This is a genomic window from Pseudomonas sp. M20 (assembly GCF_045037865.1).
Lineage (GTDB): Bacteria > Pseudomonadota > Gammaproteobacteria > Pseudomonadales > Pseudomonadaceae > Aquipseudomonas.
This window is the reverse complement of record NZ_CP173611.1, coordinates 5,553,371-5,571,459: the sequence shown is the minus strand read 5'-3', so window position 1 is coordinate 5,571,459 and position 18,089 is coordinate 5,553,371. Positions and strand designations below refer to the sequence as shown.

Genomic DNA, 18,089 nt, shown 5'->3' with positions numbered 1-18,089 from the left:
CCGGGAGAGGGCTGGGGTGAGGGTCGGCTTTTGATTCTGACGGGATCAGATCAACCCGCCCTCATCCTCATCGATCAACTGACTCAACCCGCCCAACGCCTCACGCGCCTGAGTCCGGTCCATCAGCTTGGCCTGAGCCGCCGGCGGCAGATCGGTGACGCGGATCACGCCTTTCTGGGTCAGCACCTGAATCAGGTCGTCGAGGACCCGAATCATTTCGAAGTCACTCTGCTTGAGCTGTTTCAGGCTGGTTTCCACCACTTCGTTGGCGAACCAGGCCTGGATTTCATGGCTGTCGGCCGGCAGCGTTTCCGTGGCCTCGGCGTAGGCCGCGGCTTCCACGCGAATCAACAGACCTTGCGCATCGCGTTGCACGTAAAACATTGAGCATCCCTCGGAAATGAACCAGCGTCATGCTGTCAGCAGCATAGCCAACTGCACGCGAGTATGCGGTGCGGCGACGTAATCGTCACCGTCGCGGTAGGCGCAAACGTGACGGCCGCCCCAAATGGGGCGGCCGTTTTGTTCACGCATCAGCTGTTGTTGTGGTCGACCTTGATGGTCGGATCGCTGCCAGCAATCAGGTTATGAATGTTGGCGCTCGACCAGTTGTTGCCTTCCAGTTTGATCGTCACGTCCGGGGTTGCAGCAGCGGCGTCGCCCGAGTTGAACTTGCCCGCCGAACTGACCTGCAGCGACGACGTGCCATCGACCGTGGTGATCTTCAGGAAGTTGTCGATGGTGCTACCGGTCTCGCCCTGCAGCAGATCGCGCAGATCGATACGATCACCTTCACTGGCCTTGAAGTCCTTGATCACGTCGTTGCCGGTGTCGCCCGCTTTCCAGACGAAGGTGTCGGCACCCGAACCACCGATCAGGATGTCGTTGCCCTGACCGCCGATCAGCGTGTCGTTGCCGGTACCGCCGAGCAGGATGTCATTGCCTTTGCCGCCATCGAGCCAGTCGTTGCCGCCCGAGCCGAAGAGGATGTCATTGCCCGCGCCACCCAACAGTGTGTCGTTACCGTCATGCGCACCGGACACATCGAACGCCTGATAGTGCTCGGTGATGTACTGGTGCACGTTGCTGGTGGTGACCTTGCTGACGTCGACCCCGGTTTCCTTGGCAACGAACGCCTGCATCGCCTGATAACCCTCGCCGGCAATGCCGTTGAAGCTGACCAGATCGCCGAAGAGGATGTCGTTGCCCTCGCCACCGCTGACGGTGTCGTTGCCCGGCATCGTTGCTTCGGTGTGGCCGATGATCGAGTTGGCCAGATCCTTTGGGTCGATGTTGGTCTGCGGTGTTTTATCCGAATCGTAAGGTCTCAGATCGTTGAGGCTGACGTCGTTGTTCAGTCCGATAGCCTCGACGCTCGACAGACCGCTGAGCAAGGCAAAACCACTGGTCGAGTTGCTGGTCGTCGACGAGTTAGTGCTGTTGCCGGTACCCGCCAGGCTCGACAACTCATAAGTGCCGTCGCCCTGCGCGTGGATGGTGCCCAGATTAGAGCTGCTCCAGCCCCACCACGAATTGTAGGTTTGCAGGGTTACGGTGCCGGCGCTGTTGATCGTCAACGCATGGGTATTGTCGATGTAGGTGCTGAAGGTGTCGCCCGGCTTGTAGTTGCTGGTTTTCACTACATCGTCGAGCTTCACGTTGCCGTACAGCGTCGGGTTGGTCTGCTCGCCGCTCTGGTAGTAGGTCGGCTGGCCATCGGTGATGAAGTACGTAAGGTTCTTCGCGCCGCTGTTGGCCAACGCTTCCGTGCTCTGGAACCAGTTGGCCGTGGTCTTGAAGACGTCCTCGTAGTTGGTGCCGCCGCCGGAGGCCATCGAGTCCAGTACCGCTTTAAGTTGCGTCAGCGCGTTCGGGTCGTTGAGGTTTACCGACACCGACTTGTTGACCTGGGTATCGAAGTCGACGAGGAAAATGTTCACTGTGCCCGAATTGCTGCCGCCCAGGCTCTGCTTGAGGCTGTTGAACACCGACGTCAGAGAGTCTTTGGCGGCGTTGAGCGACGACGCGCTCATGCTGCCGGAGCTGTCGACCATGAACGCGATGTTGTAGTTGGTGCCCGGGACCACGGTCAGGCCACCGATGTCGGCGACGATGATGTCGTTGCCATCGGTGCCGGTGACGGTGTCATCGCCCGAGGTCGCCACGACCGCGTTGTAGACGGCCGGCACCACGCTGACCGGAATGGTCGCGGTGCTGCTGGCCGAGCCGCCGACCATCTCGGTGGAGGTCGAGGTCACGGTCAGGTTGAACTGGCCGTTGTAGTACGGCGGTGGCGTTACGGTCAGGCTGCCGAGGTTCCAGCCGGTGACGTTGGCGTCGCCGCTGCTGGCGGTAACAGTAAAGGTATGACCCGCACCATCGCTGAGCACCGAGCCGACTGGCGCGCCGCTGATCTTCACGCTCAGGGTTTCCGAGCCGTCGGTGTCGGTCAGGGCGGTGGTGACCGCCGACAGTTTCACCGTGGTGCCTTCGGCGCCGGTGTTGAGTTTGTAGCCGTCGTAATAGCCTTCGCCGTTAGTGCCGTGCAGATCGGAGACGGTCACGCCCGAATTCACCAGATCCTTCACGCCGGTGTAGATCGGTACGCCGGCGCTGCTCAGGTCGATCGGCGTACTGCCGTTGACCGACAGGTTGACGTCGTAGCTGCCCGGGCCGCTCTGGTTGTGGTGGTAGATGTCCAGGGTGTAGTAGCCGCTGGTGGTCGGGGTGAAGGAACCGTTGAGGTTGCCGCCCACGCCCCACGTGGTCGATGCCACATTCTTGCCACCAATGGTGACCAACAGGCTGTCATCGCCGATGCCGCTGAAGGTGTAGGTCTTGCCGGCTTCCAGATAAATCAGGCCGGAAGTCTTCGACGCGGTGCCGGCGGTCACGCTGCCGTCGGACTGGACGTTGTTCACGTTAGTGCTGGTGTTCGGTGTGCCGGCGCCGTCGATGACGTTTTTCAACGTGGTCGAATCCGCGCCGTTGCCGTTGGTGCCCAGACCCGACAGGCCGGTCCAGACTTCCTTGATCAGGCCGGTGGACTTCACGCTGTTGTCGGCGACGCTCACGGTCGGCGCATCCGCCACCGGAGTGACATCGATCTTCACGGTGCCGGTGTTACCCAACAGTTGGCCGTCGGTTGGCTGGAATTTGATCTGCGCGTAGTCCGCCTGATTGTTGCCCAGGCCGGTGCCGCCGTAACCGTTGACGCCCGACTCGTTGGCATCCGGCAGGAAGCGCAGCTTGCCCGCGTCGATGTCAGCCTTGCTGAAGGTCTGGTTATTGGCGACGTCTTTCCAGGTCGAACCGTCCAGATACTGCAGTTTGCCTTCGCCCGGCAGCTGGGTGATTTTGATGCCGAGGCTGCTGGCCGGGCTGTCGACGTCGGTGACGCCGAAGGTCGACCAGCCGAGTACCAGCGGCGTGTCTTCGGTGCCGGTGACATTGCTCGGTGCAGCCACCGGAGCGTCGTTGACCGCCACCACGTTGACCGTGGTGGTCGCGGTGTTGGAGTAATTGCCGCCATCGGTCACGGTCACGGTGATGATCCGCGGCACGGTGCTCGGGTTTTCACTGCTATTGGTGAAGCTGATGTTCTTGATGGCCTGCATGTAATCAGCCAGTGTCGCGTTGCCCGACAAGGTCAGGGTCACGGTGCCGTTGGTGCTGTTGGCATTGATGGTGATGCCGTTGACGCTGTTGCCCAGGTTCAGCGCATCGCCGTCCTGACGGTTGGTCAGGACCACGGTGGCACCGGTGAGCAGGGTGCTGTCCGGGTCGGTGATGCTGATGTCAGTGTCGGCAATCGACACGCCCGCGCCCGGGGTGTTTTCGGTGAAGGTCACCTTGTAGTCGGCACCGGTGGCGCCGCTGGAGTTGTTGGCATCCAGGTCGAGCACGGGCGGCGCGTCGTTGTCGATGATCGAGGTGCTGACGCTGCCGTTGGTGGCGCTGACCGCGAGGTTCTCGAAGTTGCCGCCGGTGGCGGAATCGATCTTGACCACGAAGTTCTCGGTGCCTTCGGTGATCTTGTCATCGATGGTGGCGACGTTGAACTGCGCGCTGCTCGCACCTGCCGGGATCTTCACGGTGTACACGCCGGTGAAGTCCGAACCGTCGGCGGCGGTACCGCTGTAGACGATTTTCAGGGTCACTTCGGTTTGCGCCGGGTGGTTCAGGCTGACCGTGTAGCTGGCGGTCTGGCCTTCGGTCACCGAACTGCTGCCAGTGATGCTGACGGTGGTGGTGTCGATGGTGTCGGTGACGCTTGTCACGGCTGGCGTGTTGTTGGTCACCAGATTTTCGAAGCCGCCGCCGCTGGTGCCGGTGATGCTTGCCTGCACGTTGCCGGCGTCTTTGTAGACGTCATCGGCCGGAGCCGGGACGGTCACGGTGCCGGTGGTTTTGCCAGCGTCGATGGTGATTACCGAGCCGTTGCTCAGGGTTACGGTGACTGGCGAGCCAGCGGCGTTGGTCAGGGTCGCGGTGTAGGTGATCTGGCCACCTTCGGCCACGGTGCCGGTCGCGGACAGCGTCAGGTTGGTGGTGTCGACGGTGTCGGTCACGGTGGTGCTGACCGGGGTTTTGTCGGCGACGAGGTTTTCGTAGTTGCCGCCCGTGACGTTGTTGATCGAGTTGGTCAGCGGGGCGTGACCGGTCAATGCGTCGTTAGGCGCAGTGGTGGTCGCGGTGCCGGTGGTCTGGCCAACACCGATGGTGATGGTCTGACCGTTGGCCAGCGTTACCACAACTGGCGAGCCAGTCACTGGAGCACCGACCGTGGCGGTGTAGACGACGTTGCCGCCCTCTGCCGCAGTGGTCGTTGCCGTCAGCTTCACGGTAGTGGTGTCGATGGTGTCGGTGACGCTGGTGATAGCCGGAGTCGTGCTTGGCACCAGATTTTCGAAGTTGCCACCGGTGGCGTTGCTGATCGTGGCCTGCACGGTGCCGGCGTCTTTGTAGACGTCGTCCGCTGGTGCAGGAACGGTCACGGTGCCGCTGGTTTTGCCGGCGTCGATGGTGATCACCGAACCGTTGCTCAGGGTTACGGTGACTGGCGAGCCAGCGGCGTTGGTCAGGGTCGCGGTGTAAGTGATCTGGCCACCTTCGGCCACGGTGCCGGTCGCGGACAGCGACAGGTTGGTGGTGTCGACGGTGTCGGTCACAGTGGTGCTGACCGGAGTCTTGTCGGCGACCAGGTTCTCGTAGTTACCGCCGCTGACGTTGGTGATCGCGTTGGTCAGTGGCGCGTGACCGGTCAATGCGTCGTTAGGCGCAGTGGTGGTCGCGGTGCCCGTGGTCTGGCCTACACCGATGGTGATGGTTTGACCGTTGGCCAGCGTTACAACCACAGGCGAACCGGTCACCGGAGCACCGACGGTCGCGGTGTAGACGACGTTGCCGCCCTCTGCCGCAGTGGTCGTTGCCGTCAGCTTCACGGTAGTGGTGTCGATGGTGTCGGTGACGCTGGTGATAGCCGGAGTCGTGCTTGGCACCAGATTTTCGAAGTTGCCACCGGTGGCGTTGCTGATCGTGGCCTGCACGGTGCCGGCGTCTTTGTAGACGTCGTCCGCTGGTGCAGGAACGGTCACGGTGCCGCTGGTTTTGCCGGCGTCGATGGTGATCACCGAACCGTTGCTCAGGGTTACGGTGACTGGCGAGCCAGCGGCGTTGGTCAGGGTCGCGGTGTAAGTGATCTGGCCACCTTCGGCCACGGTGCCGGTCGCGGACAGCGACAGGTTGGTGGTGTCGACGGTGTCAGTGACGTTGGTCGAAACCGGTGTCTTGTCGGCCACGAGATTTTCGTAGTTGCCGCCAGTGACGTTGGTGATCGAGTTGGTCAGCGGAGCGTGACCGGTCAACGCATCGTTTGGTGCGGTAGTGGTCGCAGTCCCCGTAGTCTGGCCGACGCCAATGGTGATGGTCTGACCGTTGGCCAGGGTCACGACAACCGGCGAACCGGTGACTGGCGCGCCGACCGTGGCGGTGTAGACAACGTTGCCGCCCTCGGCTGCAGTTGTGGTTGCAGTGAGTTTTACGGTGGTCGTGTCGATCGTGTCGGTGACGCTGGTTACGGCCGGAGTCGTGCTCGGCACGAGGTTTTCGAAGTTGCCACCGGTGGCGGTGCTGATGGTCGCCTGCACGGTACCCGCGTCTTTGTAGACGTCATCGGCTGGCGCTGGAACGGTTACGGTGCCAGTGGTTTTACCGGCGTCGATGGTGATCACGGCGCCGTTTGACAAGGTTACGGTCACTGGCGAACCAGCGGCGTTGGTCAGCGTGGCGGTGTAAACAATCGAACCGCCTTCAGCCACAGAACCGGTCGCACTGAGCGACAGGTTGGTGGTGTCGACAGTGTCGGTCACGGTAGTGCTGACCGGCGTTTTGTCAGCCACGAGGTTTTCGAAGTTACCGCCGGTCACGTCGGTGATCGCGTTTGTCAGCGGTGCATGACCGGTCAACGCATCGTTTGGCGCGGTAGTGGTCGCGGTGCCGGTGATCTGGCCAACACCGATGGTGATGGTCTGACCGTTCGACAGGGTGACCACGACTGGCGAGCCCGTCACTGGCGCGCCGACAGTTGCGGTGTAGACGACGTTACCGCCTTCAGCGGCAGTGGCGGTCGCGGTCAGTTTCACCGTGGTGGTGTCGATGGTATCGGTGACGCTGGTAATAGCCGGAGTCGTGCTCGGCATCAGATTTTCGAAGTTGCCACCGGTGGCGTTGCTGATCGTCGCCTGCACGTTGCCGGCGTCTTTGTAGACATCATCGGCTGGCGCTGGAACGGTCACGGTGCCGCTGGTTTTGCCAGCGTCGATGGTGATCACGGCGCCGTTCGACAGGGTGACGGTCACTGGCGAACCAGCGGCGTTGGTCAGCGTAGCGGTGTAAACAATCGAACCGCCTTCAGCCACAGAACCGGTCGCACTGAGCGACAGGTTGGTGGTGTCGACGGTGTCAGTCACGTTGGTGCTGACCGGGGTTTTGTCGGCCACGAGGTTCTCGTAGTTGCCGCCCGTCACGTTGGTGATCGAGTTGGTCAGCGGAGCGTGGCCAGTCAATGCATCGTTTGGCGCTACGGTGGTTGCGGTGCCCGTGGTCTGGCCTACACCGATGGTGATGGTTTGACCATTGGCCAAATTCACGATAACTGGCGAGCCGGTTACCGGTGCGCCGACGGTTGCGGTGTAGACGACGTTGCCACCCTCAGCCGCCGACTCGGTGGCCGTCAGTTTCACGGTGGTGGTGTCGATGGTGTCGGTGACGCTGGTCACAGCCGGCGTCGTGCTCGGCACCAGGTTCTCGAAGTTGCCGCCCGTTGCCGTCGAAATCGTCGCTTCGACTTTGCCCGCGTCTTTGTAGACGTCATCGGCTGGCGCAGGAACAGTCACGGTACCGGTGGTTTTGCCGGCTTCGATGGTAATCACCGCGCCGTTCGACAGGGTCACGGTGACTGGCGAACCAGCCGCGTTGGTCAGCGTCGCGGTGTAAACAATCGAGCCACCCTCAGCCACGGTGCCGGTCGCGCTCAGCGACAGGTTGGTCGTGTCAACAGTGTCGGTGACGTTGGTCGAAACCGGTGTCTTGTCGGCAACAAGGTTTTCGTAGTTGCCGCCGGTCACGTTGGTGATCGCGTTGGTCAGCGGAGCGTGGCCAGTCAATGCGTCGTTTGGCGCCGTGGTGGTCGCGGTACCGGTGGTCTGGCCGACGCCGATGGTGATCGTCTGACCGTTGGCCAAGGTTACGACAACCGGCGAGCCGGTGACTGGCGCGCCGACAGTCGCGGTGTAGGTGACGTTGCCACCCTCTACTGCCGACTCTGTCGCTGTCAGTTTGACGGTGGTGGTGTCGATGGTGTCGGTGACGTTGGTCACAGCCGGAACAGTGCTCGGAACCAGGTTCTCGAAGTTGCCGCCAGTCGCGGTCGAAATGGTTGCTTCGACTTTGCCGGCATCTTTGTAAACGTCATCCGCCGGCGCAGCGACGGTGACGGTGCCAGTGGTTTTACCCGCCTCAATGGTGATCACGGCACCGTTGGACAGGGTCACGGTGACTGGCGAGCCAGCCGCGTTGGTCAGCGTTGCGGTGTAGATGATCGAACCACCTTCAGCAACCGACCCCGTCGCGCTCAGCGACAGGTTAGTGGTGTCGACGGTATCGGTGACCGTGGTTGAAACCGGGGTCTTGTCGGCCACCAGATTTTCGTAGTTGCCGCCGGTTACACCGGTGATCGAGTTGGTCAGTGGCGCCTGACCGGTCAGCGCATCGTTCGGTGCGGTGGTGGTCACGGTGCCGGTGGTTTTGCCAACTTCGATGGTGATGTTCTGGCCGTTGGCCAAGGTCACGACAACCGGCGAACCGGTTACTGGCGCGCCTACAGTGGCGGTGTAAGTGACGGTGCCGCCTTCAGCGACCGATGTATCTGCCGTCAGTTTGACGGTCGAGGTGTCGATGGTATCGGTGACTTCGGTCACGGCCGGAACAGTGCTCGGCACCAGGTTTTCGAAGTTGCCACCGGTAGCGGTGGAGATCGTCGCTTCAACCTTGCCCGCGTCTTTGTAGACGTCATCGGCTGGCGCTGGAACGGACACGGTGCCAGTGGTTTTGCCGGCTTCGATGGTGATCACGGCACCGTTGGACAGGGTCACGGTGACTGGCGAGCCGGCAGCGTTGGTCAATGTCGCGGTGTAGACGATCGAACCACCTTCAGCGACCGATCCCGTCGCACTGAGCGACAGATTGGTGGTGTCGACAGTGTCAGTGACGTTGGTCGAAACCGGGGTCTTGTCGGCCACCAGATTCTCGTAATTACCGCCGGTAACACCGGTAATCGCGTTGGTCAGCGGTGCGTGGCCGGTCAGCGCATCGTTCGGCGCGGTGAAGGTCACGGTGCCAGTGGTTTTACCGACTTCGATGGTGATGTTCTGACCATTGGCCAGCGTCACCACGACAGGCGAGCCGGTCACTGGAGCGCCGACAGTGGCGGTGTAAGTGACGGTGCCGCCTTCAGCCACGGAGGTATCGGCCGTCAGTTTGACGGTCGAGGTGTCGATGGTGTCGGTGACTTCGGTCACGGCCGGAACGGTGCTCGGCACCAGGTTTTCGAAGTTGCCACCGGTCGCGGTCGAAATGGTTGCTTCGACTTTGCCTGCATCTTTGTAAACGTCATCCGCCGGCGCAGCGACGGTGACGGTGCCGGTGGTTTTGCCGGACTCGATGGTGATCACGGCGCCGTTGGACAGGGTCACGGTGACTGGCGAGCCAGCCGCGTTGGTCAGCGTTGCGGTGTAGATGATCGAGCCACCTTCAGCAACCGAACCCGTCGCGCTCAGCGACAGGTTAGTGGTGTCGACGGTATCGGTGACCGTGGTTGAAACCGGGGTCTTGTCGGCCACCAGATTTTCGTAGTTGCCGCCGCTCACCTCAGTGATCGCATTGGTGATCGGCGCGTGGCCGGTCAATGCATCGTTCGGCGCGGTGGTGGTCGCGGTGCCGGTGGTCTGGCCGACGCCGATGGTGATGGTCTGACCGTTAGCGAGGGTCACGACCACAGGCGAACCGGTCACTGGCGCGCCGACGGTTGCGGTGTAAGTCACGCTGCCGCCCTCAGCCGCCGATTCGGTCGCGGTGAGTTTGACGGTGGTGGTGTCGATGGTGTCGGTGACGTTGGTCACGGCCGGCGCGGTGCTCGGCACCAGATTCTCGAAGTTGCCGCCGGTTGCATCTTTGATTGTCACTTCGACTTTGCCGGCGTCTTTGTAGACGTCATCGGCAGGCGCTGGAACCGTCACGGTGCCGGTAGTTTTGCCGGCCTCGATGGTGATCACCGAACCGTTGCTCAGGGTCACGGTTACCGGGGTGCCGGCCGGGTTGGTCAGGGTCGCGGTGTAAACGATCGAACCGCCTTCTGCTACCGAATCGGTTGCGGTCAGATTCAGGTTGGTGGTGTCGGTGGTGTCCGAAACCGCGGTGTCGGCGGATTTGCCGTCGACTGCGAGTTTTTCGTAGTTGCCGCCAGTGGCGCCGTCGATGGTCACGCTCAGCGAGCTACCGCCGGCCAACGGGCTGTTCGGCGCGACGAAGTTCACCGAGCCGGTGGTTTCACCGACAGCGATGGTGATGGTCTGACCGTTGGACAGGGTCACGACAACCGGCGAGCCAGTCACTGGCGCGGTCACGGTCGCGGTGTAGACCACGGTTTCGCCTTCGGCGACGTTCGCCGTGGCGGTCAGCGACACGGTGGAGGTGTCGATGGTGTCGTTGACGGTGGTGACGGCCGGGGTCGTGCTGGTAACGAGGTTTTCGAAGTCGCCACCGGTCGCGCCTTTGATGGTCGCTTCAACGGTGCCGGCGTCTTTGTAGACGTCATCTTTAGGTGCGTCGACAGTCACGGTGCCGGTGGTTTTGCCGGCGTCGATGGTGATCACCGAGCCGTTGCTCAGGGTCACGGTGACTGGCGAGCCAGCCGCGTTGGTCAGGGTTGCGGTGTAGGTGATCTGGCCGCCTTCGTTCACCGAACCGGTGGCGCTCAGCGACAGGTTGGTGGTGTCGACGGTATCAGTCACGTTGGTGCTGACCGGGGTTTTGTCGGCTACGAGGTTTTCGTAGTTGCCGCCGGTTACGCCAGTGATCGAGTTGGTCAGCGGCGCATGGCCGGTTAACGCATCGTTTGGTGCGGTGGTGGTCACGGTGCCGGTGGTTTTACCCACTTCGATGGTGATGTTCTGACCGTTGGCCAGGGTCACGACAACTGGCGAACCGGTCACAGGTGCACCGACAGTGGCGGTGTAGGTGACGGTGCCACCTTCAGCCGCTGACTCGGTGGCGGTCAGTTTGACCGTCGAAGTGTCGATGGTATCAGTGACGTCGGTAACGGCTGGCGTGGTGCTCGGAACGAGGTTCTCGAAATCGCCGCCGGTGGCGTCCTTGATGGTCACTTCGACTTTGCCGGCGTCTTTGTAGACGTCATCGGCGGGCGCAGGAACTGACACGGTGCCAGTGGTTTTGCCCGCTTCGATGGTGATCACCGAGCCATTGCTCAGGGTCACGGTCACCGGCGTGCCGGCCGGGTTGGTCAGGGTCGCGGTGTAAACAATCGAACCGCCTTCAGCCACGGTGCCAGTCGCGGTCAGCGTCAAATCGGTGGTGTCGACGGTGTCGGTCACGGTGGTGCTGACCGGAGTTTTATCGGCGACGAGGTTTTCGTAATTACCGCCGGAAACGCCAGTGATCGCATTGGTCAGCGGGGTGTGGCCGTTCAACGCATCATTCGGTGCGGTGGTGGTGACGGTGCCGGTGGTTTTGCCGATTTCGATGGTGATGTTCTGACCGTTGGCCAAGGTCACGACGACAGGCGAGCCGGTGACTGGTGCACCGACGGTGGCGGTGTAAGTGACGGTGCCACCTTCAGCCGCAGACTCGGTGGCGGTCAGTTTGACGGTGCTGGTGTCGATGGTGTCGGTGACTTCGGTCACGGCCGGAACAGTGCTCGGCACCAGATTCTCGAAGTTGCCGCCGGTTGCATCTTTGATTGTCACTTCGACTTTGCCGGCGTCTTTGTAGACGTCATCGGCAGGCGCCGCAACGGTGACGGTGCCGGTGGTCTTGCCCGCTTCAATGGTGATCACCGAGCCGTTGCTCAGGGTCACGGTCACCGGCGTACCGGCCGGGTTGGTGAGGGTCGCCGTGTAGATGATCGAACCGCCCTCGGCCACCGAATTGGTGGCGCTGAGGGACAGATCGGTGGTGTCGACGGTGTCAGTAACTTTGGTCGACACCGGAGTCTTGTCGGCCACGAGGTTCTCGTAGTTGCCGCCGCTGACACCAGTGATCGAATTACCCAGCGACGCCTGACCGGTCAGCGCATCGTTCGGCGCAGTGAACGTCACGGTGCCAGTGGTTTTGCCGACTTCAATGATGATGCTCTGGCCGTTAGCCAGAGTGACCACGACAGGCGAACCGGTGACCGGCGCGCCGACAGTGGCGGTGTAAGTGACAGTGCCACCTTCAGCGACAGTGGTGTCGGCCGTCAGCTTCACGGTCGAGGTGTCGATGGTGTCAGTCACATCGGTAACGGCTGGCGTGGTGCTTGGCACCAGGTTTTCGAAGTTGCCGCCTGTGGCGTCCTTGATCGTGACTTCGACTTTGCCGGCGTCCTTGTAGACGTCATCGGCAGGCGCCGCAACGGTCACCGTGCCAGTGGTTTTGCCGGCCTCGATGGTGATCACCGAGCCGTTGCTCAATGTCACGGTGACTGGCGTGCCAGCCGGGTTGGTCAGGGTCGCGGTGTAAACAATCGAACCACCCTCAGCCACGGTGCCAGTCGCACTCAGCGACAGGTTGGTGGTGTCGACGGTGTCGGTCACCGACGTCACGGCCGGAGTTTTGTCGGCCACAAGGTTTTCGTAGTTGCCGCCGCTGGCGCCGTCGATTTTCACGCTCAGCGTGTTGCCGCCAGCGAGGGCATCGTTCGGTGCGGTGAAGTTGACACTGCCGCTGCTGGCGCCGACCGGAATGGTGATGGTCTGGCCGTTGGACAGAGTCACCACAACCGGCGCGCCGGTGACTGGAGCGGTTACGGAGGCGGTGTAAACCACCACGCCGCCTTCAGTGGTGCTGGCGGTAGCGGTCAGCGAAACGGTGCTGTTGTCGATGGTGTCGGTCACGTCGGTGACCGCTGGAGTCTTGTCGACCACCAGGTTCTCGAAGTTGCCGCCGGTGGTCTTGGTGATGCTCGCATCGACCTTGCCAGCGTCCTTGTAGACGTCATCGGCCGGTGCTGCGACGGTCGCGGTGCCGGTGGTCGCGCCCTTGGCGATGTTGATCACCGCGCCGTTGCTCAGGGTCACGGTCATCGCCGTGCCTGCCGGGTTGGTCAGGCTCGCGGTGTAGACGATCGAGCCGCCCTCGGCAACCGAGCCGGTGGCGCTCAGGCTGATATTGGTGGTGTCGACGGTGTCGGTCACGGTGGTGACCACCGCGGAACGGTTGGCATCGACCTGTTCGAAGTTGCCGCCACTGTGGCTGGCGATCGCAGTCTGTACCTTGCCGCCGTCGATGTACGGCGTATTGGCAGGCGCAGCGAAGTTCACCGAACCGCTGGTGGCGCCGGCGGCGATGTTGATCACCGCGCCGTTGGCCAGGGTCACGGTCATAGCGGTGCCGGCCGGGTTGCTCAGGGTCGCGGTGTAGGTGATCTGGCCACCTTCGCTGACGGTGTCGCTGGCGCTGAGGGTCAGCGTGGTTTTGTCGATGGTGTCATTGACGGTGGTGCTGACCGGGGTCTTGCTGACATCAAGCTTCTCGAAGTTGCCGCCAGTCGCATCGGTCATGGTCACGGTGAGCTTGCTGACGTCTTTGTAGACGTCGTCGCTCGGCGCGGCGATGGTCACCGAACCGCTGGTTTTGCCAGCCTCGATGGTGATGGTCTGGCCGTTGCTCAGGTTGACGGTCACCGGCGTTTGCGCGGCGTTGGTCAGGGTCGCGGTGTAGGTGATCGACGTGCCTTCAAGCACATAGCTTTCGGCGCTGAGGGTCAGGTGCGTGGTGTTGATGGTGTCGGCAACATTGGTCACCGCTGGCGTCGGATTGGCCACCAGATTTTCGAAGTTGCCGCCGTCGGTGCCCTTGATGGTCACTTCGACTTTGCCGGCGTCTTTGTAGACGTCATCGGCCGGGGCTGGGACGGTCACGGTACCGGTGGTCTTGCCGGCGTCGATGGTGATGGTCGAACCGTTGCTCAGGGTCACGGTCACCGGCGTGCCGGCCGGATTGGTCAGGGTTGCGGTGTAAACGATCGAACCGCCTTCGTTGACGTTGCCGGTGGCGGTCAGCGAAACGGTGGTGGTGTCGACGGTGTCGGTCACGGTGGTGCTGACCGGGGTTTTATCGGCGACCAGGTTTTCGTAGTTGCCGCCGCTGACGTTGGTGATTGCGTTGGTCAGTGGTGCATGGCCGGCGAGCACGTCGTTCGGTGCGGTGGTCGACACGGTGCCGGTGGTTTGGCCGACAGCGATGGTGATGCTTTGGCCGTTAGCCAGGGTGACTACGACTGGCGAGCCGGTCACTGGCGCGCCAACAGTGGCGGTGTAGGTGACGGTGCCACCTTCAGCAGCAGTTTCGGTGGCAGTCAGCTTCACCGTCGAGGTGTCGATGGTGTCAGTGACGTCGGTCACGGCTGCAACGGTGCTTGGCACCAGGTTCTCGAAGTCGCCGCCGGTGGCGTCCTTGATGGTGACTTCGACTTTGCCGGCGTCCTTATAGACGTCATCGGCAGGTGCAGCGACGGTCACGGTGCCGGTGGTTTTGCCCGCTTCGATGGTGATTACCGAGCCATTGCTCAGGGTCACGGTGACGGGCGAGCCTGCTGCGTTGGTCAGGGTCGCGGTGTAAACGATCGAGCCGCCTTCAGCCACGGTACCGGTGGCGCTGAGCGTCAGGTTGGTGGTGTCGGTGGTGTCGGTCACGGTGGTGCTGACCGGGGTTTTGTCAGCGACCAGATTTTCGTAATTGCCGCCGCTGACCTCGGTGATTGAGTTGGTCAGTGGAGCATGACCGGTCAGCGCATCGTTCGGTGCGGTGGCAGTCGCGGTGCCGGTGGTCTGGCCGACGGCGATGGTGATGGTCTGACCGTTGGCCAGGGTCACGATGACCGGCGAGCCGGTGACTGGCGCGCCGACGGTCGCGGTGTAAGTGACGGTGCCGCCTTCAGCTGCGGTTTCGGTCGCGGTCAGTTTCACCGTCGAAGTGTCGATGGTGTCAGTGACGTCGGTGACGGCTGGGGCGGTGCTCGGAACGAGGTTCTCGAAGTTGCCGCCGGTGGCGTCCTTGATGGTCACTTCGACTTTGCCGGCGTCCTTGTAGACGTCATCGGCTGGGGCTGCGACGGTCACGGTACCGCTGGTTTTACCGGCTTCAATGGTGATCACCGAACCGTTCGACAGGGTCACGGTGACGGGCGAGCCTGCGGCATTGGTCAGGGTCGCGGTGTAGGTGATCTGGCCGCCTTCAGCCACGGTGCCGGTCGCACTCAGTATCAGGTCGGTGGTGTCAGTGGTGTCAGTCACAGTGGTGCTGACCGGGGTTTTGTCGGCGACGAGATCTTCGTAATTGCCGCCGCTCACGCCCGTGATCGCGTTGGTGATCGGTGCATGGCCGGTCAACGCGTCATTCGGTGCCGTGGTGGTCACTGTGCCGGTGGTTTTACCCACTTCGATAGTGATGTTTTGACCGTTGGCCAGGGTCACCACAACTGGTGAACCGGTCACCGGAGCGCCAATAGTCGCGGTGTAAGTGACGGTGCCACCTTCAGCCGTCGACTCGGTGGCGGTCAGTTTGACCGTGGTGGTGTCGACGGTATCGGTTACGTCGGTGACGGCCGGAGCGGTGCTCGGAACGAGGTTCTCGAAGTTGCCGCCGCTGGCGTCCTTGATCGTGACTTCGACTTTGCCGGCGTCTTTGTAGACGTCATCGGCTGGTGCGGCGACGGTCACGGTGCCGGTGGTTTTGCCGGCTTCGATGGTGATCACCGAACCGTTCGACAGGGTTACGGTGACAGGCGAACCTGCGGCGTTGGTCAGGGTCGCGGTGTAAGTGATCTGGCCGCCTTCAGCCACAGAACCGGTGGCGCTGAGCGACAGGTTGGTGGTGTCGGCAACATCGGTAACGCTGGTTGAAACCGGAGTCTTGTCGGCAACCAGATCTTCGTAATTGCCGCCCGAAACCCCAGTGATCGAGTTGGTCAGCGGCGCATTGCCGGTCAACGCATCGTTAGGCGCGGTGGTGGTCACGGTGCCGGTTGTTTTGCCGACTTCGATGGTAATGCTCTGACCGTTGGCCAGGGTCACGATGACAGGCGAACCGGTCACCGGCGCGCCGACAGTGGCGGTGTAAGTGACGGTGCCGCCTTCAGCGACGGAGGTGTCGGCCGTCAATTTAACGGTCGAGGTGTCGATGGTGTCGGTGACTTCGGTCACGGCTGGAACGGTGCTCGGCACCAGGTTCTCGAAGTTGCCGCCGGAAGCGTCCTTGATAGTCACTTCAACTTTGCCGGCGTCTTTATAGACGTCATCGGCTGGCGCCGGAACGGTCACGGTGCCGGTGGTCTTGCCCGCCTCGATGGTGATCACCGAACCATTGCTCAAGGTCACGGAGACTGGTGTGCCGGCCGGGTTGGTCAGGGTCGCGGTGTAAACAATCGAACCACCTTCGGCCACAGTCCCGGTCGCTGTCAGCGACAGGTTGGTGTCGTCGATCGAGTCGGTAATGGTGGTGGTCGCTGGCGTCGTGTTCGGCACCAGGTTTTCGAAGTTGCCACCGGTAGCGCCAGTGATGGTGGTGCTGACGGTACTGCCATTGTTGTAAACGTCGTTGGCCGCGGTTGGCACGTTGACCGAGCCCGTGGTCTTGCCGGCTTCAATGGTGATGGTCGAACCGTTCGACAGAGTGATCGTCACCGGAGTTTGCGCGGCGTTGCTCAGCGTCGCGGTGTAAGTGATCTGGCCGCCTTCAACGACTGTGCCGGTGGCGGTGAGGCTGACGCTGGTGGTGTCGATCGAATCGGTGACCGTGGTGGTCGCCGGCGTAGTGTTCGGCACCAGGCTTTCAAAATTGCCGCCAGTAGCGCCGGTAATGGTGGTGCTGACGGTGCCGCCATTGTTGTAAACGTCATTGGCCGCGGTCGGCACGTTGACGGTGCCCGTGGTCTGGCCGGCTTCAATGGTAATGGTCGAACCGTTCGACAGGGTGACGGTCACCGGGGTTTGCGCCGGGTTGGTCAGCGTTGCGGTGTAGGTGATCTGGCCACCCTCGACCACTGTGCCGGTGGCGGTCAGGGTCAGGTTAGTGGTGTCGATCGAGTCGGTGATGGTAGTCACCGCTGGCGTCGTGTTTGGGACCAGGTTTTCGAAGTTGCCGCCGCTGGCACCGGTGATGGTGGTGGTGACGGTGCTGCCATTGTTATAGACGTCGTTGGCCGGGGTCGGCACGTTGACGGTGCCCGTGGTCTGGCCGGCGCCGATGGTGATGGTCGAGCCGTTCGACAGGGTGACGGTCACCGGGGTTTGCGCCGGGTTGGTCAGCGTTGCGGTGTAAGTGATCTGCCCGCCTTCGGTGACACTCGGCCCCGCCGTCAGGGTGACGGTGGTGGTGTCGATGGTGTCGGTGACCTGGGTCGTGGCCGGAGTGGTCGGCGGCGTCACGGTGATGCCATTGCCGCCGGTGGTGCCGGTGACGGTCACGTCGATCTGGGTCGGGTCGTTATAAACGGTGTCGTTCGGCGCCAGCGGCACGTTGACGGTGCCCGTGGTGGAGCCGGCTGTAATCACGATCACCACGCCGTTGGACAGGGTGATGGTCAGGTCGGTCAGCGGCGCCTGGGTCAGGGTTGCGGTGTACACCAGCACGCCGCCGGCTTCGGTGATGGTCGGCGTGGCGCTGAGGCTCAGGGTCGACTCACGCAGGGCGTTGGTGGTGGTATCGGTGGTCTGGCCGCCGGTGATGTTTTGCGCGGTTTGACCGGCAGCATTGATGCCTGCGGTCGGGAAACCAATGGTCGGGTCAACGCGGCCAGCGGTGGCGTCGAGCATCACGAAACTGTGACCGCCACCGGCGGCACCGCCAGTGCCTGCGGCGCTCGGGCCGGCAGCGGTGGCATCGAGGGCGGTAGTCGGGTCGACACCGGCGGCGATGGCTTGCTGCAGTTCTGCTACCGACGGCGCAGCCTGCGCGGTGGCCTCAGCCAGGTCCTTGCTGGAGTCGGGCGCGGTGGCGCTCCACTGGGTTTCGCGACCCAGATCGAGGGTGCGGCCATCAGCCAATTCAAGTGACACGGCGCCGGAGAGGCCGGTGTCGATCTGGTCGCCAACGAACAGGCGATCGCCTTCAACGAGTACGCGACGCACGCCCTCTGGGGACACCACGAATACCTGACCGACAATGCTTTTGACGATGGCAACAACACTGCTCATTGAAGACTCTCCGGGTGTCACGTTCAGTTGACTTCCATGGACCTGACGGCATGGGCGCCGATTCAGTCTGGACGTACTTTAAAAATTTGCGAAACAAGTTTGACGCGTGTTTTCGTC

General features: G+C 62.4%; 2 protein-coding genes. Both read right to left on the bottom strand.

All coding sequences use genetic code 11. The annotated features are described in order from the left end of the window. Positions 1-45 precede the first annotated feature (45 nt). On the bottom strand, positions 46-384 hold the full coding sequence (locus tag ACI514_RS24620) for a hypothetical protein (RefSeq protein ID WP_007918987.1): 339 nt from the start codon (positions 382-384) through the stop codon (positions 46-48). Positions 385-533: 149 nt separating this feature from the next. Further along, a complete protein-coding gene (locus tag ACI514_RS24615; RefSeq protein WP_405122555.1) occupies positions 534-17,972 on the bottom strand; it encodes an immunoglobulin-like domain-containing protein in 17,439 nt (5,812 codons plus the stop codon). Between the last annotated feature and the right edge of the window lie 117 nt (positions 17,973-18,089).

Excerpts from the sequence above, each read along its gene's own strand:
- ACI514_RS24620 (WP_007918987.1), bottom strand. The coding sequence starts at position 384 with ATGTTTTACGTGCAACGCGATGCGCAAGGTCTGTTGATTCGCGTGGAA.
- ACI514_RS24615 (WP_405122555.1), bottom strand. The coding sequence starts at position 17,972 with ATGAGCAGTGTTGTTGCCATCGTCAAAAGCATTGTCGGTCAGGTATTC.